The sequence below is a fragment of the Xanthobacter aminoxidans genome, assembly GCF_023571765.1.
In the GTDB taxonomy this organism is placed as follows: Bacteria; Pseudomonadota; Alphaproteobacteria; order Rhizobiales; family Xanthobacteraceae; genus Xanthobacter; species Xanthobacter aminoxidans.
This window is the reverse complement of the sequence record NZ_JAMJXC010000002.1, coordinates 525,488-546,249: the sequence shown is the minus strand read 5'-3', so window position 1 is coordinate 546,249 and position 20,762 is coordinate 525,488. Positions and strand designations below refer to the sequence as shown.

21 protein-coding genes are annotated in these 20,762 nt (G+C 69.9%); 15 read left to right on the top strand and 6 right to left on the bottom strand.

Annotated elements, in window-relative coordinates; all coding sequences use genetic code 11:
• Window positions 1–16: 16 nt before the first annotated feature.
• Window positions 17–496 (bottom strand): Crp/Fnr family transcriptional regulator, encoded by a 480-nt coding sequence (locus tag EJ105_RS05305; RefSeq protein ID WP_250165533.1) that lies wholly within the window; start codon window positions 494–496, stop codon window positions 17–19.
• 47 nt (window positions 497–543) lie between these two features.
• Window positions 544–1,230: a response regulator transcription factor gene (locus EJ105_RS05300; protein ID WP_024281375.1), complete on the bottom strand. Its 687-nt coding sequence runs from the start codon at window positions 1,228–1,230 to the stop codon at window positions 544–546.
• A 110-nt stretch (window positions 1,231–1,340) separates the two neighbouring features.
• Here EJ105_RS05300 and EJ105_RS05295 point away from each other — a divergent pair, with 110 nt between their 5' ends.
• The 4 genes from EJ105_RS05295 (at window position 1,341) to EJ105_RS05280 (ending at window position 4,960) form a co-directional block, all read left to right on the top strand.
• On the top strand, window positions 1,341–1,892 hold the full coding sequence (locus tag EJ105_RS05295) for a L,D-transpeptidase family protein (RefSeq protein ID WP_250165532.1): 552 nt from the start codon (window positions 1,341–1,343) through the stop codon (window positions 1,890–1,892).
• 133 nt (window positions 1,893–2,025) lie between these two features.
• Window positions 2,026–2,826: a (Fe-S)-binding protein gene (locus EJ105_RS05290; protein ID WP_250165531.1), complete on the top strand. Its 801-nt coding sequence runs from the start codon at window positions 2,026–2,028 to the stop codon at window positions 2,824–2,826.
• Window positions 2,823–4,277, top strand: coding sequence for a LutB/LldF family L-lactate oxidation iron-sulfur protein (locus tag EJ105_RS05285; RefSeq protein WP_250165530.1), 1,455 nt, complete (start codon window positions 2,823–2,825; stop codon window positions 4,275–4,277). Before EJ105_RS05290 ends, EJ105_RS05285 begins: the two co-directional genes overlap by 4 nt.
• Window positions 4,277–4,960: a LutC/YkgG family protein gene (locus EJ105_RS05280; protein ID WP_250165529.1), complete on the top strand. Its 684-nt coding sequence runs from the start codon at window positions 4,277–4,279 to the stop codon at window positions 4,958–4,960. Before EJ105_RS05285 ends, EJ105_RS05280 begins: the two co-directional genes overlap by 1 nt.
• Window positions 4,961–5,008: 48 nt before the next feature.
• Here the strand turns inward: EJ105_RS05280 and EJ105_RS05275 are convergent, their stop codons facing one another.
• Window positions 5,009–5,146 carry a hypothetical protein gene (locus EJ105_RS05275; RefSeq protein WP_250165528.1) on the bottom strand — a complete coding sequence of 46 codons (138 nt, stop codon included), beginning with the start codon at window positions 5,144–5,146 and terminating at the stop codon, window positions 5,009–5,011.
• Between the two features lie 414 nt (window positions 5,147–5,560).
• On the opposite strand from EJ105_RS05275, the gene EJ105_RS05270 reads away from it, so the two are divergent.
• Window positions 5,561–6,250, top strand: coding sequence for a thioesterase domain-containing protein (locus EJ105_RS05270; RefSeq protein WP_250165527.1), 690 nt, complete (start codon window positions 5,561–5,563; stop codon window positions 6,248–6,250).
• Between the two features lie 238 nt (window positions 6,251–6,488).
• On the opposite strand, the gene EJ105_RS05265 is transcribed toward EJ105_RS05270, so the two are convergent.
• The 3 genes from EJ105_RS05265 to EJ105_RS05255 all read right to left on the bottom strand — a co-directional run bounded on the left by EJ105_RS05265 (window position 6,489) and on the right by EJ105_RS05255 (window position 8,761).
• Window positions 6,489–6,806, bottom strand: coding sequence for an AzlD family protein (locus tag EJ105_RS05265; RefSeq protein ID WP_029556370.1), 318 nt, complete (start codon window positions 6,804–6,806; stop codon window positions 6,489–6,491).
• Complete coding sequence (locus EJ105_RS05260; protein ID WP_029556369.1) at window positions 6,796–7,506, bottom strand: AzlC family ABC transporter permease; 711 nt, start codon at window positions 7,504–7,506, stop codon at window positions 6,796–6,798. The genes EJ105_RS05265 and EJ105_RS05260 overlap by 11 nt, the downstream gene beginning before the upstream one ends.
• Before the next feature lie 307 nt (window positions 7,507–7,813).
• Window positions 7,814–8,761: a LysR family transcriptional regulator gene (locus EJ105_RS05255; RefSeq protein ID WP_029556368.1), complete on the bottom strand. Its 948-nt coding sequence runs from the start codon at window positions 8,759–8,761 to the stop codon at window positions 7,814–7,816.
• 154 nt (window positions 8,762–8,915) lie between these two features.
• On the opposite strand from EJ105_RS05255, the gene EJ105_RS05250 reads away from it, so the two are divergent.
• The 10 genes from EJ105_RS05250 to EJ105_RS05205 all read left to right on the top strand — a co-directional run bounded on the left by EJ105_RS05250 (window position 8,916) and on the right by EJ105_RS05205 (window position 20,755).
• The gene (locus tag EJ105_RS05250) at window positions 8,916–10,424 is read left to right on the top strand and encodes an FAD-linked oxidase C-terminal domain-containing protein (RefSeq protein WP_250165526.1); all 1,509 of its coding nucleotides are present in this window, start codon (window positions 8,916–8,918) and stop codon (window positions 10,422–10,424) included.
• Between the two features lie 33 nt (window positions 10,425–10,457).
• A complete protein-coding gene (gene glcE / locus EJ105_RS05245; protein WP_250165525.1) occupies window positions 10,458–11,669 on the top strand; it encodes a glycolate oxidase subunit GlcE in 1,212 nt (403 codons plus the stop codon).
• Between the two features lie 49 nt (window positions 11,670–11,718).
• Window positions 11,719–13,038, top strand: a complete 1,320-nt coding sequence (glcF, locus tag EJ105_RS05240) for a glycolate oxidase subunit GlcF (RefSeq protein WP_250165524.1) — start codon at window positions 11,719–11,721, stop codon at window positions 13,036–13,038.
• Window positions 13,039–13,184: 146 nt separating this feature from the next.
• Window positions 13,185–13,835, top strand: coding sequence for a thiamine phosphate synthase (thiE, locus tag EJ105_RS05235; RefSeq protein ID WP_250165523.1), 651 nt, complete (start codon window positions 13,185–13,187; stop codon window positions 13,833–13,835).
• 98 nt (window positions 13,836–13,933) lie between these two features.
• Window positions 13,934–15,544 carry a malate synthase A gene (gene aceB, locus EJ105_RS05230; RefSeq protein WP_250165522.1) on the top strand — a complete coding sequence of 537 codons (1,611 nt, stop codon included), beginning with the start codon at window positions 13,934–13,936 and terminating at the stop codon, window positions 15,542–15,544.
• 341 nt (window positions 15,545–15,885) lie between these two features.
• Entirely contained in the window at window positions 15,886–16,788 is a 903-nt protein-coding gene (locus EJ105_RS05225; RefSeq protein ID WP_250165521.1) for an NAD(P)-dependent methylenetetrahydromethanopterin dehydrogenase, read from the top strand.
• A gap of 91 nt (window positions 16,789–16,879) precedes the next feature.
• Window positions 16,880–17,872: a methenyltetrahydromethanopterin cyclohydrolase gene (gene mch / locus EJ105_RS05220; RefSeq protein ID WP_250165520.1), complete on the top strand. Its 993-nt coding sequence runs from the start codon at window positions 16,880–16,882 to the stop codon at window positions 17,870–17,872.
• 1 nt (window position 17,873) lies between these two features.
• Window positions 17,874–18,770, top strand: a complete 897-nt coding sequence (locus EJ105_RS05215; protein ID WP_250165519.1) for a RimK family alpha-L-glutamate ligase — start codon at window positions 17,874–17,876, stop codon at window positions 18,768–18,770.
• An 18-nt stretch (window positions 18,771–18,788) separates the two neighbouring features.
• Window positions 18,789–19,739: an ATP-grasp domain-containing protein gene (locus EJ105_RS05210; protein ID WP_250165518.1), complete on the top strand. Its 951-nt coding sequence runs from the start codon at window positions 18,789–18,791 to the stop codon at window positions 19,737–19,739.
• Window positions 19,736–20,755 (top strand): hydantoinase/oxoprolinase family protein, encoded by a 1,020-nt coding sequence (locus EJ105_RS05205; protein ID WP_250165517.1) that lies wholly within the window; start codon window positions 19,736–19,738, stop codon window positions 20,753–20,755. Before EJ105_RS05210 ends, EJ105_RS05205 begins: the two co-directional genes overlap by 4 nt.
• Window positions 20,756–20,762 lie beyond the last annotated feature (7 nt).

The following is a 20,762-nucleotide window of genomic DNA, read 5'->3' as shown; positions in this document are numbered from 1 at the left end:
CCTCGGGCCGGACCCGTCAGCGCCGGCGGCGCTGGCGGTGCTCTTCCAGCTTCACCCGCACCCCGTCGAGGGCGCGAAGCGTGCCTTCCAGCCGGCGGGCGATGGCGCGGCGGAACTTGGCGGTGACCTCGGGGTAACGCTCCAGCACCCGCGTGAACACTTCGCGCGGCAGGCGAATCACCACCGTCTCCTCCCCCGCCACGGCCGTCGCGGGCCGCGGGGTGGCGATGATGAGGGCGGTCTCGCCGACGAGGGCGCCGGCGGTGACGTCCTTCAGCAGGCGGGGAGCGCCGGGCAGCCGTTCGTCCATCATCTTCAGCCGGCCCGACACCACCACGAAGGCGCCGTCGGATGTCTCGTTCATCCGGAACAGCACGTCACCCTCGGCGAGCCGCATTTCCTCGGCGCCCTGGGCGAGCAGGCGCACGGCGCCGTCGCTGAGCAGATCGAAGGTGGCGATCCCCCGGAGCAGCGCGATGTCCCTGTCGATGCTCACGGAAGGAGGTTCCTCAACTGGCTGTGCATGATGTTCCGGCCCGGCCGTCAGGGCACGAGCTTGTAGCCCCCGGCCTGGGTCGCAAGAAGGGTGGGATTGGAGGGATCTGGCTCGATCTTCTGGCGCAGGCGGTAGATGTGGGTTTCCAGAGTATGCGTGGTGACGCCGGAATTATAGCCCCACACTTCCTGCAGCAGCGTTTCCCGCGGCACCGGATTTTTCCCGGCCCGGTAGAGATAGCGCAGGATGGCCGTCTCCTTCTCGGTGAGGCGGATCTTGGAACCGCGCTCGGTGAGGAGGAGCTTCGCCCCCGGCCGGAAGGAATAGGGACCGATGGCGAACACCGCGTCCTCGCTCGCCTCGTGCGAGCGCATCTGGGCGCGCAGGCGCGCCAGCAGCACCGCGAAGCGGAACGGCTTCACGATATAGTCGTTGGCGCCGGCCTCCAGCCCCATGATGGTGTCGCTGTCGGTGTCGTGGCCGGTCAGCATCAGGATGGGCGCCTTGAAGCCGTTGCGGCGCATCTGGCGCACGGCGTCGCGCCCGTCCATGTCGGGCAGGCCCACGTCCATGATCACGAGGTCGATGGCCCCGTTCTTCGCCTGCTCGACGGCGCCGCCGGCGGTGTCCGCGCCCACGGGCTCGAATTCGTCCTGGAGCGCGAGCTGCTCGATCAGCGCATCGCGCAGCTCCGGGTCGTCCTCGACCACCAGGATTTTCCACGCATTGGGCATCAATTCCTCCTGCGCCCTTGCGGACGCGCGAATCGCGCAAGTAGAGCATGGACATGGCTCTGCGCAAATTTCCATCCGGGGACAGCTGTGGAGAGGTATCACACTAAGTCATGAGGCAGGCTAATCCTGTGGGCATCTCCCGCATCGCCGTCAGCCGCCGCCCCGGCACCCGCCATCAGGGGATCCTGCGGGCGGGCGGACTGTCGATCCCGGTGGCGCTGGGGCGCTCCGGCATCGGCGCCGACAAGCGCGAGGGCGACGGGCGCACCCCGGCCGGCCGCTGGCGCATCCTCGCCCTTCTCTACCGGCCCGACCATGGTCCGCACCCCGTCTCCCGCCTTCCCACCCGTCCCCTCCGCCCCACCGACGGCTGGTGCGACGACCGGGCGGACCGGCGCTACAATTGCCCCGTCACGCTGCCGCTCGGCGGGGCGCGCAAGGTGTCGCACGAGAAGATGTGGCGCGACGATGCCCTGTACGACCTGGTGCTGGTGATCGATCACAACCAGCGCCCCCGCGTCGCCGGGCGCGGCTCTGCCGTGTTCGTGCATCTCGCCCGGCCGGGATTCAAGGCGACGGAGGGCTGCGTCGCGCTGCGCCGGTCGGACATGACGCGCCTGCTGGCGCGGCTGAAGCCGGGGGCGGTCATCGACATCGCGTGACGGGCGGGGTGCGAGGCGGATCGCGCACGGGCCTTTGCTCCGGGCCGTCATTTCACCGCCCCGGTCGCGGTGCTATAGAGCCGTTCCAATCAGCGGCGGGCGCTCCCGCGCCCGATCCAACGCACGGGGCATCATGACCGCGCACACTTCGCCCGATGGGGCGCGCCACCCGCGGGTGGGCCTGTTCTGCACCTGCCTCGTGGACACCATCCGCCCCTCGGTGGGCTTCGCAGCCGCCAAGCTGCTGGAAGATGCCGGCTGCGAGGTGGCCGTGCCGCCGCAGACCTGCTGCGGCCAGCCCGCCTTCAATTCCGGCGACCGCGCCACCACCCGCGCGCTGGCGGAAGAGATGATCACGGCGTTCGAGACCTTCGATTATGTGGTCGCCCCCTCCGGCTCCTGCGCCGGCATGATCAAGACCCACTATCCCGAGCTGTTCACCGGCGAGCCGGACTGGGCCGGGCGGGTGGAGCGCTTCTGCGCCAAGGTGTTCGAGCTGACGTCCTTCCTCGTGGACGTGCGCGGCGTCACCTGCGTCGAAGCCGCCTATGACGGCACCGTCACCTATCACGACAGCTGCTCGGGCCTGCGCGAGCTGGGAGTGAAGGCGCAGCCGCGCCTCCTGCTCTCCTCGGTGGAGGGGCTGGCGCTGGAGGAGATGAAGGATGCCGACACCTGCTGCGGCTTCGGCGGCACCTTCTGCGTGAAATATCCCGATGTCTCCAACGCCATCGTGGAGAAGAAGTCCGCCAACATCGCCGCCACCGGGGCGGACACGCTGCTGGCCGGCGATCTCGGCTGCCTCATGAACATGGCCGGCAAGCTCCAGCGCGAGGGCCATGCGGTGCGCGCCCTCCACGTCGCCGAAGTGCTCGCCGGCATGGGCAACGCGCCCGCCATCGGCGAGCCGGCCGCCCGGGAGGCGAAACGATGAGCGTCGAGATCACCACCCCCCGCTTCAAGGACAATGCGAAGAAGGCGCTGGCCGACCTGCCGCTGCAGGGCGCGCTCTCCAAGGTCGGCCCCGGTTTCATCGGCAAGCGCGCGGCGGCGGCCGAGAAGCTGCCGGAGTTCGACGCCCTGCGGGACTCGGCGCGCGACATCAAGAACCACACGCTGGCCCACCTCGACCTTTATCTCGAGCGCTTCGAGGCGAAGGCGAAGGAAGCCGGCGGCCATGTGCATTTCGCCGTCGATGCGGCGGAGGCGCGGGCCATCGTCACGGACATCTGCAAGCGCCTCGGCGCGAAGACCGTGACCAAGGGCAAGAGCATGATCTCGGAAGAGATCGGCCTCAACGACCATCTCGCGGCGGCCGGCATCCAGCCGGTGGAGACGGACCTCGGCGAATATCTCATCCAGATCCGCGGCGAGGCGCCCTCCCACATCATCGCCCCGGCCATCCACCTCAACAAGGATCAGGTGGAAGCCGACTTCCGCCGCGTCCACGCGCATCTTCCACCCGAGCGCGACCTCTCCGAGCCCACGTCGCTCCTCGCCGAGGCGCGGGGCGAGCTGCGGCAGAAATTCCTCGCGGCCGACGTGGGCATCACCGGCGCCAATTTCCTGGTGGCGGAGACCGGCACCTCCATCATCGTCACCAACGAGGGCAACGGCGATCTCACCCAGACCCTGCCGAAGGCGCACATCGTGCTCGCCTCGCTGGAAAAGCTGGTGCCGACGCTGGAGGACGTGAGCCAGATCCTGCGCGTGCTGGCCCGCTCGGCCACCGGGCAGGACATGAGCGTCTACACCACTTTCTCCACCGGCCCCCGTCGCCCCGGTGATCCGGACGGGCCGGGCGAATATCACGTGGTGATCCTCGACAACGGCCGCTCGTCCATGCTCGGCGGGCAGCTGCGCGAAGTGCTGCGCTGCATCCGGTGCGGCGCCTGCATGAACCATTGCCCGGTCTATCACGCGGTGGGCGGCCATGCGTACGGCTGGGTCTATCCCGGCCCCATCGGCTCGGTGCTCACCCCGGCGCTCATCGGCGTGGAGAAGGGGCGCAACCTGCCCAACGCCTCCACCTTCTGCGGCCGCTGCGAGGAGGTGTGCCCCATGCGCATCCCCCTGCCGAAGCTGATGCGGCACTGGCGGGAGAAGGAATTCGAGCGCCACCTGACCCCGGCGACCCAGCGCTTCGGCCTTGGCGTGTGGGGCTTCTTCGCCCGGCGCGGCTGGCTCTACCGGCCGGCGACGCGGCTTGCCATTGGCGCACTTTCGCTGCTGGGGCGGACCAAGGGGCGCTTCGCCGCCCTGCCCCTTGCCGGCGGGTGGACGCAGCATCGCGATTTCCCGGCGCCGCAGGGCGACACCTTCCAGGCCCAATGGCGCGCCCGGCAGGCGGAGCGTCGCGCGGCTTCAGGACGAGGGGTGCACTGATGAGTTCGCGCGACACCGTCTTCGCCTCCATCCGCGCTGCGCTGGGCGTGACCTCTCAGGAGGCACCGCGCCGGCAGGCGGTGGCCGACCGCATCGCCTCGCATCCGCGCGGCGTCATCCCGGCGCGCGGGCAGTTGCCGGAGGCCGAACGCCTCGCTCTGTTCCGCGACATGGTGATCGGCGCGGCGGCGACCATCGATCACCTGGCCTCCACGGCCGAGGTGCCGGAGGCGATCGCCGCCTATCTCAGGTCGCGCAACCTGCCCATGACCATCCTGCGCGGCGCGGACGACCGCCTCGCCGCTTTGCCGTGGGAGCGCGCCCCGGCCCTCGACGTGTGGATCGGCCCCTCGGACGGGCGCCAGCTCGCCGGCCTCTCCCACGCCTTCGCGGGCATCGCCGAATCAGGGACGGTGGTGATGCTCTCCGGCCCGGAGAACCCCTCCACCCTCAACCTGCTGCCCGACCACCATCTGGTGGTGGTGGACGCGGCCGACGTGGCGGGGGACTACGAAACGGTGTGGGACTTGATCCGCGCCCGCTATGGCGAAAGCGTGCTGCCGCGCACGGTGAACTGGATCACCGGCCCGTCGCGGTCCGCCGACATCGAGCAGACCCTGCTGCTCGGCGCCCATGGTCCGCGCAGCCTGCATGTGCTGCTGGTGGGCGGACCGACGCGCTGAGGGGGTTGATGGAGCGGCAACCGCAAACGGGCTGCAGCGAGCGCCGGCTTATTGGGTCAGGCGCGACGCCCAGATGCCCAGCGCCACACCCAGCGGCACGGCGAGGAAGATCGCCAGCGCGACGGTGAGGAAGCCGCCGAAGACACAACCCATGATCGCGCCCGAGAGGGCGGACACAATGGCCACGAGCAGGATTCCTCCCGGTGGCCGGACCTGCGGCACGTCGGGCTTTGGAGCGTGCGGCTTGGCCCGCTCCCTCGGCCGGATTTCGAAGCCCATATTGGGCAAGACAGGCCAAACGGGTGCAAACGCGCTGCCGTGCGCACTTAAACCCGCCGCACTCAAAGAAGCGATCACAATCCCATCCCCCCCCTGACTTGAGGAAGCAATCTCACGGTATACAATTTAAGCTCCGCCATAAAGCGCCACCTCTCTCAAAACGCGAATATTTTGCAATTGCGAAGGGCCTGATGCAGGCGCGCCACGGGTGACGGAAAAATGTCCGCCGGGCCGTGCCTGCTGCGCCGGATAAGCAATCCGGTATTGCCCGTCCGTCATTTTGGCGGCAGTACTCGGTCACTTTTCAGCAATGGTGAGACAATGAAAGTTGGCTTGCGCTTCGTCCGGGCGCTGTTTGCAGCGGTCGTCGTCCTCTGCGTCGCCCAGCCGGCGCTGGCCCAGCAGAACCGCGGCCACGTCTACCTTTTGCGGGGGCTCGCCAACGTCTTCTCGCTGGGCATGGACGACCTTGCCAAGAAGCTGAACGCCCGCGGCATCCCCGCGACGGTGCACGAATACGGCCAGTGGGCGTCCCTCGCCGACGCCGCCGCCGCAGAGAGCCGGGCCACCGGCAATTCCCCCATCATCATCGTCGGCCATTCCCTCGGCGCCGATGCGGCGGTGGAGATGGCCGAGCGCCTCACCGCGCTGGGCACCCCGCCCAAGCTGGTGGTGACCTTCGATCCGGTGGGCGTGACCCAGGTGGGCGCCTCGGCGGGCTATTTCGTCAACTACTACCAGTCCAACAACGGCTACGGTAAGCGCCTGACGGCCGGCCCGGGTTTCCGTGGCAACATCGTCAACCGCAACCTGAACGCCATCGGCGGCATCGACCACTTCAACATCGAGAAGTCGCCGCGCCTCCATGACGAGGTGATCACCCAAGTGCGCTCCATCACCACGCCGCGGCCGAAGCCCAAGCCCAAGCCGGTGGACCCCTCCGTCACCCCCGCCGCACCGGCCACCGCCCCCGGCACCCAGGCCGCGGCGAAGCCCGGCGCGCCGGGCTGAGGCAAAGGTCATAGGTCATCGGATGAGGAATCAGCGGCGGGCTTCGGCCCGCCGTTTTCGTTTGGGGCGCCCCTCCCCTTCAGCGCCGTCATCGCCCGCCTCGTGCGGGCGATCCACGGATGGTCTGAAGCGGTGCCTGACGTCTCAGATGGGACCGCGGGCCGGTGGATCCCCCGGATGAACCGGGGGATGACGGCTCCAAGGGCTGGGAGGGTGGACCAGATCGACCGCCGCCGACCTATCCCCAGAACGCCCTGATCCCCGCGGCCACCGCCATGGCCACCACCACGGCGAGGAGGTCGCTGCGGGTCAGGCGGGTGACGACGAGGGCGGCGGCGAGGCCGCCCAGCATGCCCATGTCGCCCTTCACCGCGCCCTGAACGGCGCCGGGCACCAGCAGCGCCACCAGCACCGCGCCGGGCAGGCAGTCCAGCACCCGGCGCACGCGCGGCGTCACGGGCACGAGCCGCATCAGCCAGAAGCCGCCGGCGCGGTTGAAGGCGGTGGCGGCCGCCATCACCAGGATGGCGGTGAGGGTGCCGGCATCAACGGTCATCGTCGGTGAACCCGCCTGCGAGCGCGCCCGCGACGGCGCCGATCACGATGAACCACCAGCCCGGCAGCACGAACGACACGGCGGTTGAGACCGCCGCCGCCACGCCCCAGCCCACCGCCTCGCGCTTGCCCTTCCAGTTGGGGAGCAGCATGGCGATGAAGAAGGCGGGCACCACCAGGTCGATTCCCACCGCCTTCGGATCGGGAATGCCGCCGCCCACGAGGTGCCCCACCGCGGTGGCCAGCACCCACACCACCCAGGTGATGAGGCCCGAGCCGACGAAGAAGCCGGCATCGCTGCCGCCCTCGGCGCGATAGCGCAGGGCCCCGGCCCAATTGTTGTCGGCCATCATCATCAGCGCCGGATAGGACTTCCACGCCGGTAGCGTGCCGAGCCAGGGCCGCAGCGAGGCGCCCATCAGCACATGGCGCATGTTCACGGTCATGGTGAGGAAGCCGAGCGCCAAAAGGGAGCCGGCGGTCCAGTGCTGGGTCCAGCCTTCCAGCGCCACCATCTGGGCGAGGCCGGCGAACACCAGCGCCGAGGAGAGCGTCGCCTCCAGCAGGGTGAAGCTCTTCTGGATGGAGGCGGCGCCGAAGGCCATGCCGAAGGCGGCGATGCCGGGCATCAGCGGCAGCATGGCGCGGGCGCCTTCCGCCATGCCGGCGAGGGTGAGGGGAACAGGAGGGGGCTTGGTCATCTTGAGCGGGGCAATCAACAGTCACGTCGCGGCAATGCCGCCCTTATGAACGCGCCCACCGGAAAGGCCAACCCGATTTCCGCTTGTCGGAGGAGGGGGGAGAGTGCTCCCGTGTCCCCGGGATGCGCGCGTGTCCCAATAACAACCGTCATGGCCGGGCTTGTCCCGGCCATCCACGTGGTGGGGCCGGGGTCAGGTCTTCATCCATCGCGCCATCGGCCCGACGTGGATGCCCGGCACAAGGCCGGGCATGACGGTGGTGATAATTCACTGGGCGCAACAACACCTTGGCAGCCCGTCCCGCACCTCAGCCCTGCGGCTCCGGCTCGAACAGGCGCGAGAGGCCCTCGTCCCAGGGCGGGATGCCGCCGTGGCCCTGGCCGTAGAGGGCGGCGAGGTGGTCGATGAACACCCGCACCTTCTGCGGCAGGAAGCGGCGCGAGGGATAGACCGCGAACAGCCCCACCCGGTGGGAGGCGCGCCAGCGCGGCAGCACCACCTTCAGCGCGCCCGAGCGCAGTTCCGGCCCCACGTCCCAGGTGGAGCGGAGCGCGATGCCCACCGAGGCGAGCACCGCCTCGCGCACCACCTCGTTGGAATTGGTGCGCAACTGGGAATGCACGCGCAGCGTCACCGCCCCCTCCGGCCCCTCCAGCTTCCACGGGTCCTGCCCATGGGTGGCGAGGAGAACGTGGGCGGAGAGTTCGGAGATCTGTTTCGGCTCGCCGGCGCGGGCGAGATAGTCCGGCGTCGCGCACAGCACCCGGTGGACGGGGGCGAGGCGGCGGGCGACGAGGCTGGAATCGTCGAGGTCGGCGATGCGCACCGCCACGTCGAAGCCCTCGCCCACGATGTCCACGAAACTGTCCGACAGTTCGAGGTCGATGGTGAGGTCCGGGTTCGCCTCCATGAGCGGCAGGAGGTTCGGCGCGATGTGCAGCCGGCCGAAGGAGGTGGGCGCCGACACGCGCAGCAGGCCCCGCGCCTCGGTGGATTTGCGGGCGAGCTGGCTTTCCGCCTCCTCGATGGAGGCGAGGATGGTGACGACGCGCTCGTAGAAGCCCTGTCCCGCCTCGGTGAGCGCCACCTTGCGCGTGGTGCGCTGGAACAGCCGGGCGCCGAGCCGCTCCTCCAACCGCTGCACGCGCTTGGACACCACCGGCGGCGACAGCCCCATCTCCCGCCCGGCGGCGGAAAGGCTGCCGGCGGTGACGATGCGCGCGAAGATTTCAAGGTCGCCCAGATTGCCGATCATCGATCGACGCTCCTCCTGGCCGGGGGTCATGCGCCGGCCGATTGTTTTGTCTTCGGGCCGCGACTTTATCCGTCAGGGAAAGAATGGGCGACGTTTTTTCCCGAATGAACCGATTATAGTTCCTCCAACAAGAACGGCTCAAAGGGACGCCGACATGACGGGAACCACTCCGGGCCTCAGGCTGCCGGAAGCGGATGCTCGGGTGCTCGCCCGACGGGAGGAGATCATCGCCGCGCTCCGGGCCATCGTGCCCGGCGAGGGCGTCATCGCCCACGAACGGGAGATGCGGCCCTACGAATCCGACGGCCTCACCGCCTATCGCCAACTGCCCCTCGTGGTGGTGCTGCCGAGCACGACCGAGCAGGTGGCCGCCGTCCTCAAATACTGCCACGACAACGAGATCCGTGTGGTGCCGCGCGGCTCGGGCACCTCGCTCTCCGGCGGCTCCCTGCCGCTTCAGGATGCGGTGCTGCTGGGGCTCGGCAAGTTCAACCGCGTGCTCGACATCGACACCGCCAACCGCGCCTGCGTGGTCCAGCCGGGGGTGACGAACCTCGGCATCTCCAAGGCGGTGGACCATCTCGGCTTCTATTACGCCCCCGACCCCTCCTCGCAGATCGCCTGCTCCATCGGCGGCAATGTGGGGGAGAATTCCGGCGGCGTGCACTGCCTGAAATACGGCCTCACCACCAACAATGTGCTGGGCGTGGAGATGGTGCTCATCACCGGCGAGATCGTGCGCTTCGGCGGCAAGCATCTCGATGCGGGCGGGCTCGATCTCCTCTCCGTCATCATCGGGTCCGAGGGGCTCTTGGGGGTGGTGACGGAAGTCACCGTTCGCCTCCTCAAGAAGCCGGACACCGCCCGCGCGGTTCTCGTGGGCTTTCCCACCTCCGAGGATGCCGGCGAGTGCGTGGCGCGGATCATCGGCGGCGGCATCATCCCGGCCGCCATCGAGATGATGGACCGCGACGCCATCGCCGCCGCCGAGGCCTTCGTGAACGTGGGCTATCCCCTCGACGTGGAAGCCCTGCTCATCGTCGAGCTGGACGGCCCGGAGGCTGAGTGCGCCCACCTTCTGGAGGAGGTGACGCGCATCGCCGAAGGCTGCAATTCAGTGACGCTGCGCGTCTCCACCAGCGAAGCGGAGCGGCTCGGCTTCTGGGCCGGCCGCAAGGCCGCCTTCCCGGCGGTGGGGCGGCTCTCGCCGGATTATCTCTGTATGGACGGCACCATCCCGCGCCGCCAATTGCCTTATGTGCTCTCGCGCATGCGCGAACTCTCGGTGCAGTACGGCCTGCGCGTCGCCAACGTGTTCCACGCGGGCGACGGCAACCTGCACCCGCTCATCCTCTATGATGCGAACGCGCCGGGCGAGCTGGAGGCGGCGGAGAATTTCGGCGCCGACATCCTCAGGCTGTGCGTGGAGGTGGGCGGCGTGCTCACCGGCGAGCACGGCGTGGGCGTGGAGAAGCGCGACCTCATGCCGACCATGTTCAACGAGGTCGATCTCGCCCAGCAGCTGCGCCTGAAATGCGCCTTCGACGACAAGAGCCTGCTGAACCCCGGAAAGGTGTTCCCCACCCTGCACCGCTGCGCCGAAATGGGCCGCATGCACGTGTCGGGCGGCGCGCTGCCGTTCCCGGACCTGCCGCGCTTTTAGAGCGCGCGCCTTCACCTATCCAGGGCCCAGATCATGAGCGACATCATCGCAGCGCGCGACGAGCAGGAGGTCGCGGAGGCGGCCCGCACCGCCCTCGGCGCCGGCAAGACGCTGGAAGTGCGCGGCCACGGCTCCCAGCAGGCCCTCGGCCGGCCGAGCCAGACCGACCTCACCCTCGACCTCTCCGCCCTCTCGGGCGTCACCCTCTACGAGCCGGAGGAGCTGGTGCTCTCCGCCCGCGCCGGCACGCCCCGCGCCGACATCGAGGAGATGGTGGCGGCGCGCGGGCAGATGCTGGCCTTCGAGCCCATGGACACCGGGCCGCTGCTCGGCGGCACCGCCGGTCGGGGCACGATCGGCGGCATGTTCGCGGTGAACCTTGCCGGCCCCCGCCGCATCAGCCACGGCGCGGTGCGCGATCATGCCCTCGGCATCAAGGCGGTGTCCGGGCGCGGCGAGCCGTTCAAGTCCGGCGGGCGGGTGGTGAAGAACGTCACCGGCTACGACCTGCCCCGCCTGATGGCCGGGGCCTTCGGCACGCTGTGCATCGCCACCGAGATCACGCTCAAGGTGCTGCCGCGTCCGCTTATGGAGGAGACCGTCATCGCCCGCGTCGCCTCGCCGGCCGAGGCGGCGGCGGCGCTCTCCGCCGCCATGGGCTCGTCCTGCGAGGTGTCCGGCGCCGCCTTCCTGCCCGAAGGCGTGGCGGGACGCCTGCCCGGGCTGTCCGGCTCCCCGGCGCTGGTCGCCCTGCGCATGGAGGGCGTGCCGCCCTCCGTCTCCGCGCGGCGCGCCATGCTGCTCAAGGTGCTGGCCGGCATCGGCCGGGCCGAGGTGCTGGAGACCGAGACCTCCCGCCCCCTGTGGCAGGCGGTGCGCGACGTGATCCCCTTCGCCGGCGCGGGCGAGCGGGCGGTCTGGCGCCTCTCCACCCAGCCCAAGGCGGGGCCGGAGCTGGCGGCGACGCTCGCGGCCGACCTCGGTGGCGAGGCCTATTGCGACTGGGCCGGCGGCCTCATCTGGCTCTGCCTGCCGGGCGAAGCCTCCCATGCGGACGACGTGCGTGCCGCCCTCGCCCCCTTCGGCGGTCACGCGACGCTCATTCGCGCCAGCGCGGCCGAGCGCGCCCGCACCGCGGTGTTCCAGCCCCTCGACGGGGCGCTGGCGGCGCTGACCAAGCGGGTGAAGGAGAGCTTCGACCCCGGCCTGGTGCTCAATCCCGGCCGCATGCATGCGGGGATGTGAGATGGCCCGCACCCCCGTCCCCTCGTTCCTCCGTCACGGCTGAGCGCCCATGCAGACCAACTTCACCCTCGCCCAGCTCGCCGATCCGCATGTGGAGGCGGCCAATTCCATCCTGCGCAAGTGCGTGCATTGCGGCTTCTGCACCGCCACCTGCCCGACCTACGTACTCCTGGGAGACGAGCTGGATAGCCCGCGCGGGCGCATCTACCTCATCAAGGACATGCTGGAGAACGACCGGCCGGCGACGCAGGAGGAGGTGAAGCACATCGACCGCTGCCTCTCCTGCCTCTCCTGCATGTCCACCTGCCCCTCGGGCGTGAACTACATGCACCTCGTGGACACCGCCCGCGTCCATATCGAGAAGACCTATTCGCGCCCCACCGCCGACCGGATGATCCGGGAAGTGCTGGCCAGGGTGCTGCCCTATCCCGACCGCTTCCGCCTCGCCCTCATGGGCGCGCTCGCCGGCAAACCGTTCGCCGGCCTGATCGCCAAGGTGCCAGCGCTGAAGCCGCTCGCCGCCATGCTGCGCCTCGCCCCCGGCCTGCCCCATGGCCGCGCGGCGGATGACACCGGCGGCGTGCATCCCGCCCACGGCACGCGCCGGGCGCGGGTCGCCCTGCTCAAGGGCTGCGCCCAGCCGGTGCTGAACCCCGGCATCGACGAGGCCGCCATCCGCCTCCTCACCCGGCAGGGGGTGGACGTGGTGCGGGTGAAGGGCGAGGGCTGCTGCGGCGCGCTGGTCCATCACATGGGCCGGGAGGAAGAGGCGCTCGCTTTCGCCCGCAACAATGTGGACGTTTGGATCAGGGAGATGGAGACCGAGGGGCTCGACGCCATCCTCGTCACCACCTCCGGCTGCGGCACGCCCATCAAGGACTATGGCTACATGCTGCGCCTCGACCCCGCCTATGCGGAGAAGGCGGCGCGGGTCTCGGCCATCACGCGGGACATCAGCGAGTTTCTGCCCACCCTCGATCTGCCGAAGGCGGAGACGCCGCGCGGCATGCGCGTCGCCTACCATTCCGCCTGCTCGCTCCAGCACGGGCAGAAGGTGAAGACGCCGCCCATGGACCTGCTGCGCCGGGTCGGCTTCGAGGTGGTGGAGCCGTTTGATCCGCATCTGTGCTGCGGCTCGGCCGGCACCTACAACATGCTCCAGAGCGAGATTGCCGGGCAGCTCAAGTCCCGCAAGGTGGCGACGCTGGAGGCGCTGGCCCCCGACGTGATCGCCGCCGGCAACATCGGCTGCATGACGCAGATCGGCTCCGGCACCGGCATTCCCATCGTCCACACGGTGGAGCTGCTGGACTGGGCCACCGGCGGCCCCGCCCCCGCCGCTTTGGCCGGACGGGCGAAAGCGGCCTGAGGATTGTTGCCGGAATGGCAAAGACGCTTGTGCGATGCGGTCAATAGACCTTCGTCGCATGCGACGTTTCGCACCGAAGCGCATTGAGATAAGGGAGCGGGGCGGCTTACGCTGCGCCGCAGCACGCCCGCACCCGTGAGCCAAAGATGTCCCGTCCCTTCGACCTGACCCTGTACCTCGTCACCGACCCGCGCCTCGTCCAAATCCATGGCGAAGGTCTGCGGGGTCTCGTGGCGACGGTGGAGGCGGCAGTGAAGGGCGGCGCCACCATCGTGCAATTGCGCGATCCCGACGCCCATGGCCGCGCGCTGGTGGAGCAGGCGCGCGCGCTGAAGGCGCTGCTGGCGCCGCTCGCCATCCCGCTCATCATCAACGACCGGGTGGACGTGGCGGTAGCGGCGGACGCCGACGGCGTGCATCTCGGCCAGGATGACATGGCCCCCGCCGACGCCCGCGCCCTTCTGGGGCCGGAGCGCATCCTCGGCCTCTCCGTGGGCAATCCGGCGGAATTCGCCTCTTCCGACATCGGCGTCGTGGATTATCTCGGCGTCGGTCCGGTGAAGGCCACCGGCACCAAGAAGGATGCCGGCGCCGCCATCGGCGCGTCGGGCGTCGCGGCGGTGCGGGCGCTCACCCGCCTGCCCATCGTCGGCATCGGCGGCATCGACGGCGCGCTCGCCGCCGAGGTCATCCGGGCCGGAGCGGACGGGGTGGCGGTGGTGTCCGCCATCTGCGCCGCCCCCGATCCCGAACACGCTGCGCGCGCACTTCTTTCGGCCGTCACGGCCGCGCGCTGACGCATTCCATCCCGCCCCGGGGCTGCCACGGCCTCGGGACGGTTCCCGCCTGCGGCGACGCCACGCGCTTCAGGCTCCTCTCAAGGAGACCCGACATCATGTCGTCCCCTGCCCTGAAGACTGCCCCCGTCGCGGGCATCGAGATCACCGGCGCGCTCGGCCCCCGCTTCGACGAGATCCTGACCCCCGAGGCGCTGGCCTTCGTCGCCGACCTGCACCGCGCCTTCAACCCCACCCGCAAGGCCCTGCTCGCCCGCCGCACCGAGCGGCAGGTGGCGTTCGACGCCGGCACGCTGCCCGACTTCCTGCCCGAGACCAAGGCCGTCCGTGACGGCGACTGGACCATCGCGGACCTGCCCGCCGATTTGCTCGACCGTCGCGTCGAGATCACCGGGCCGGTGGACCGCAAGATGATCGTCAACGCGCTGAACTCCGGCGCCAAGGTGTTCATGGCGGACTTCGAGGATGCCTCCTCCCCGGTGTGGGAGAACATGATCGAGGGCCAGATCAATCTGAAGGACCGCTGGGCCGGCGCCATCGACTTCGTCGACGCCAACAACGGCAAGTCCTACAAGCTCGGCGCCACCCCGGCCGTGCTCATCATCCGCCCGCGCGGCTGGCACCTGCCGGAAGCCCATGTGCTGGTGGACGGCGAGGAGATTTCCGGGTCGCTGTTCGACTTCGGCCTCTACGTGTTCCACAACGCCAAGGCGGCGCTGGCGCAGGGCTCCGGCCCCTATTTCTACCTGCCGAAGACCGAGAGCCATCTTGAGGCCCGGCTGTGGAACGAGGTGTTCGTCGCCGCCCAGAAGGCGCTGGGGCTCCCCGTCGGCACCATCAAGGCCACCGTCCTCATCGAGACGCTGCCCGCGGTGTTCGAGATGGACGAAATCCTGTTCGAGATGAAGGACCACATCGCCGGTCTCAATCTCGGCCGCTGGGACTACATCTTCTCCTTCATCAAGCGCCTCGGGAAGAACGACCGCTTCCTCACCCCGGACCGCAGCCGCATGGTGATGAGCGAGGCTTTCCTGAAGGCCTACGGCATCCTCCTCGTGCGCACCTGCCACCGCCGCAACGCCTTCGCCATGGGCGGCATGGCCGCGCAGATCCCGGTGAAGGGCGATGCGGAAGCCAACGCCGCCGCCTTCGCCAAGGTGAAGGCCGACAAGGAGCGCGAAGCCAATTCCGGCTGCGACGGCACCTGGGTGGCCCATCCGGACCTCGTGCCGGTGGCCATGGAGGTGTTCAACCGCCTGATGCCCGCCGCCAACCAGCGCGATGCCAAGCCGAGCGACGTTCCGGTGAGCCGCGACGACCTGCTCGAAGTGCATCAGGGCACCCGCTCGGAAGCCGGCCTGCGCGAGAACATCCGCGTCGGCGTGCAGTACATCGAGGCGTGGCTGCGCGGCCGTGGCGCGGTGCCGCTGTACAACCTCATGGAGGATGCGGCCACCGCCGAGATCAGCCGTGCGCAGGTGTGGCAGTGGATCCATCTCGGCGCCACGCTGGACGACGGCCGGGCGGTGACGCCCGAGCTGTTCCGCGCTTTGCTGGACGACGAGATGGCGAACCTGCGCTCGGTGCTCGGCCCGGAGGTCTACGATTCCGGCCGCTTCCCCGAGGCCATCAAGCTGTTCTCCGACATGACGCTGGCCGACAGCTTCGAGGAATTCCTCACGCTGCCCGCCTACCGCCTGATCGCCTGAGGGCTTTCCCTTCCGGCACCCACACCACTGTCATCGCCCGCCTCGTGCGGGCGATGACACTTGCGTACTCCCCCACATCCGCGCGTCCGTGTCGCAGGCCATCGCAGCGCAACGACGCGCAAGCCGCCGCGCCGCGCCCTCCCGCGCAAAACCCGTTCCGCATTGCAGCAACGATTCCTGCTGCGCGGGAAACGGCAGGGCTTGCGCCGTCCCTCCACATGATTAAACAATCCCTCCATTGACTTGCGTGCGGGGAAACAACCGCGGCGTTCCCTGAGCTTCCTCTGAAGCTTAGGGGCGAAGCCACCCGCTTATGTTTCCCTTTGGCACGGAGCTGACCCATGGCGGATTCCGCCTCTATTCCCCCCATTCTCCACATCATCACGCCGCTCGCGCATGTGAGCCCGTTCGACGTGAACATGGCGGCCGACGCCGGCTATCTCACCATCGCGCAATACTCGCGGGTGAAGCCGGAGGAAGTCCGCGACCTGACGCAGGACATGATGTTCTCGCGCGCCCCGCAGGCGGCGCCGCGCACCGGCCTGTTCATCGGCGGCAAGGATGCCGCGCTCGCCTTCGACATGGCCAATGAGGCGAAGGCCTCCATTTTCCCGCCCTTCGAGATTTCCATCTTCCCCGATCCGGCCGGCTCCTTCACCACCGCCGCCGCCATGATCGCCAAGGTGGAGCAGGCGCTGGTGAAGGTCCGCGCCGACGGCCTCAAGGGCGCCAAGGTGCAGATCTACGGCGCCACCGGCGTGGTCGGCTCGGTGGCCGCGGTGATCGCCGCCAGCGCGGGCGCGGACGTGACCCTCGTCAGCCATCGCGAGGTCGCAGCGGTGGAAGAGAAGGCGCGGGACATCAAGACCCGCTTCGGCCTGGACGTCTCCTGCACCGCCGCCGTGACGGATGCGGACAAGGCGGCGCTGGTGCCCTCCGCCGAAGTCATCCTCGCCACCGGCAAGGCGGGCGTGCAGATCCTCAACGCCGCGCACCTCGAAGCGGCGAAGAACCTCATCGTCGCGGCGGATGTGAACGCCGTGCCCCCCGCCGGCATCGCCGGCATCGGCGCCCACGATGCGGCGGCCCAACTGCCCCACGGCATCGGCATCGGCGCGCTCGCCATCGGCAATCTCAAATACGCGGTCCAGCACACCCTGCTGAAGCGCATGTGCGAGACCACCACCCCGCTCTTCATCGACCTTCCGGTGGTGTTCGAGCTGGCGAGAACCCTGGACGCCTGAGCCCCATGCGCACGATCATCTCTTCTCCCCGCCGGCTCCGCGCCTGCTGCGCGGGGATCGCCGCCGTTTGCCCCGCGCGAGAGGTGCGGCCATGACAAAATCTCACGCCCTCGCCGCCGAGATGCCCCTTCCCGGCGGCATCAGCCTCGCCCATCAGGTCGCGCCCCTCGTGGAGGCGCTGGTGGCCGACGCCACGCAGCTGCGGCTCGCTGTCTCCACCGGCCCGCTGGGCTGCCGCATCGTCGATGCCGGCATCGCCGTGCCCGGCTCGCTGGAGGCTGGACGCCGCATCGCCGAAATCTGCCTCGGCGGCCTCGGCAAGGTGGCCCTCGTGCCCGGCGGGCGCTTCTCGCCCTTCGACACTTTGGTGAGCGTCACCACCACCGATCCCGTCACCGCGTGCCTTGCCAGCCAGTATGCCGGCTGGAGCCTCGCCCACGGCGACTTCTTCGCCCTCGGCTCCGGCCCCGGCCGGGCCATGGCGGCGGTGGAGCCGCTGTTCGCGGAGCTGGGCTGCCGCGACCATGGCGATCATGTCGCCTTGGTGCTGGAGACCAGCGTCGCCCCGCCCGCCGAGGTGGTGCAGGAGGTGGCCAGCCGCTGCGGCGTGGCGCCCACGGCCGTCACCTTCATCCTCACCCCCACCTCCTCGCTGGCCGGCACGGTGCAGATCGTCGCCCGCGTGCTGGAAGTGGCGCTGCACAAGGCGCACGCGCTCCACTTCCCGCTGGAGCACATCGTGGACGGCATCGGCTCCGCCCCTGTGGCGCCGCCCTCGCCGGATTTTCTCACCGCCATGGGCCGCACCAACGATGCGGTGCTCTATGGCGGCGACGTGCAGCTCTTCGTGCGCGGGTCGTCCGAGGCCGCGCAGGATCTCGCCAAGCGCCTGCCCTCGCTCGCCTCGCGCGATTATGGCCGACCGTTCGGCGAGATCTTCGCGGGCTATGACTGCGACTTCTACAAGGTGGACCCGCTGCTGTTCTCCCCGGCCCGCGTGACCGTGACGGCCATGGAGCAGGGCACGAGCTTCACCGCCGGCGGCTTCGACGCCAACCTCATCGCCCGCTCCTTCGGGGTGTGAGGTGGCCGGCTTCGTGATCTTTGCCGAGCGGGTGGACTGGCACACCCGCTCGCTGGTGGCTGCCCTGAAGGCGCGGGGTGTGAAGCCCCGCATCGTCTCGCTGCGCGCCTGCGGCTTCGCCGTGGGCGAGACGGCGCACGGCCTGCTGCTGCCCGGCTTCGGCGACGATCTGCCGGAGGCCTGCTTCGTGCGCTCGGTGCCCGCCGGCACGCTGGAGCAGATCACCCACCGGCTCGGCGTGCTGCACGCGCTGGCCGCGCTGGGGGTGCGGGTGATGAACGATGCCCGCGCCATCGAGCGCTGCGTGGACAAGAGCGCCACCACCTTCCTGCTCGCCCATGCCGGCCTGCCCACCCCGCGCACCCTCGTGCTGGAAGAGGCCGCCACTGCGCGCATGCTGGTGGACTCAGCCCCCGGCGACAGCGTGCTGAAGCCGCTCTTCGGCGCGCAGGGTCGCGGGCTGGAGCGCATTCCCCCCAAGGGCGCGCTGCCGGAGCCCGAGGCGGTAGGCGGGGTCTATTACCTGCAGGATTTCGTGGCGGCGCCGGCCCAGGGCGGGCCGGATGCAATCCACGAGGATTTCCGCGTGTTCGTGGTGGGCAACCGCGCCGAGGCGGCCATGGCGCGCCGGGCCAAGGGCTGGATCACCAACATCCACCAGGGCGCCACCGGCGCCGAAGTGGCGGCCGAGGGGCTTCTGGCGGATTATGCGGTGCGCGCGGCGACGGCCGTGGGCGCCAGCTATGCCGGGGTCGACCTCATCCGCGACGCGGAGGGGCGGCTGAAGGTGCTGGAGGTGAATTCCATGCCGGCCTGGCACGGCCTGTTCGACGCCACCGGCCGCAACATGGCCGAGCCGCTGGCCGCCTGCCTCGTGGGCGAGACGGTGAGCGCCTGACCGGCGCCGGAGACCGACATGCGCGTTCTGGTGCTGGAGTATGTGACCGGCGGCGGCATGCGCCGCGAGGCGCTGTCGCCGAGCCTCGCGGCCGAGGCGGCGCTGATCCGCGACGCCATGCTGGCCGACCTCGCCGCGCTGCCGTCGCCGCCCGAGATTCTCACCACCTGCGATGAGCGCCTCCCCCTTGAGGGCGCGATCCCGGTGGGGCTCCACGCCAGCGCCTGGGTGCTGTGGCGGACGCTGGCCGACGACGCCGACCTCATCTGGCCGGTGGCGCCGGAGACGGGGGGCATCCTCGCCGATCTCGTGCGCATGCTGGCGGCAACCGGCAAGCCGGTGCTGGCCTCCACCCCCGAGGCCATCCTCATCGCCACCAGCAAGCTGGAAACCGCCCGCCGCCTGGCGCTGGCGGGCGTGCCGCATATCCCCACCTATCCGCTGGCCGACGCCCCCGAGATTCCCGGCGCCCGAATCACCAAGCCGGACGACGGCGCCGGCTGCGACGCCACCTTCCTCTGGCCCGCCGGCGTGCCCGCCACCCCGGAGGCGACGGAGGGCGTGGTGATCCAGCCTTATGTGGCGGGCGAGGCGGCGAGCCTCACCGTTCTCGTCGTGGCGGGCGAGGCGCGCCTCCTCTGCGTGAACCGCCAGCACATCACCGTGCGCGACGGCCGCCTCTCCCTCTCCGGCCTCACCGTGGGCGCGCAGGCGGATGACGGACGGCTTGCTTCCTTGGCGCGGGCTGTGGTCGCCGCCTGCCCCGGCCTCGACGGCTTCATCGGCATCGACATCATCCTGACCGAAGAGGGACCGGTGGTGGTGGAGATCAATCCCCGCCTCACCACCGCCTATGCCGGCCTCCGGCAGGCGCTGGGCGTCAACCCCGCCACCCTCCTCCCCGCCCTTGCGGCAGGGGCCGGCGAGGCGCCCCTTCATCCCGCGCCCGTGGAGCTGGCCCTGGCATGAGCGACCTCCTGATCGGCTGGGACGTGGGCGGCGCCCATCTCAAGCGGGCAGTCCTGGGACCGGACGGCGCGCTGGTATCCATCCACCTGGCGCCCTGTGCCCTCTGGCAGGGTCTCGACCGACTGCGGGAGGCGATGGCGACCATGCCCCCCACGTCGGGTCGCTCCGTGGTGACGATGACGGGCGAACTTGTCGACCTGTGGCCTGACAGGGCAACTGGCGTCATCGATATTGCCACCGAACTGGGGGGGTTACTGGGGCCTGACACCCGCATTTATGCGGGCAGAGCCGGCTTTGTCAGTCTCTCCGAAGCCCATCTGAATACCACGAACATCGCTTCCGCCAACTGGCACGCCACCGCCGCGGCGCTGGCCGCCGTTGCGGGTGACGGGATCCTCGCGGACATCGGCTCGACCACCACCGATCTCATTCCATTTGCCGGCTCGCAACTTTGCTTTCGCGGCTATTCGGATGCCGCGCGGCTGGAGACCGGGGAGCTGGTCTATACAGGCGCAGCCCGCACACCGGTGATGGCGCTGGCGCAGGCCCTGCCGTTTCGCGGGCGGCTCGTGCCCCTCATGGCGGAGTATTTCGCCACCACGGCGGACGTGCATCGACTGACCGGTGAATTGCCCGATGGGGCCGATCTCCACCCCGCCGCCGATGGCGGCGACAAGACGTACGACGCCAGTGCCCGCCGGCTTTTGCGGATGGTGGGGCGCGATCTCGGACCCTCAACCATGGAGGAAGCAAAGGCCCTCGCGGCGGCGGCGGCGGAGGTGCAGATGCACCGCCTCCACATGGCTCTGGCCCAGGTCTCGTCCGCCGGAGGTGTCGCGCCCGATGCCCCTCTGATCGGGGCCGGTGTGGGTCGTTTCCTGGTGGGCCGGCTGGCGCAACGAACGGGGCGCCCCTACCGTCATGCCGGACTGCTGCTCGCCGGCGACACCCGCCTCGCGGGCCTAGCGGCCGACTGCGCCCCGGCCGTGGCCGTGGCGCGTCTCGCATTCAATTAGCCGGCTA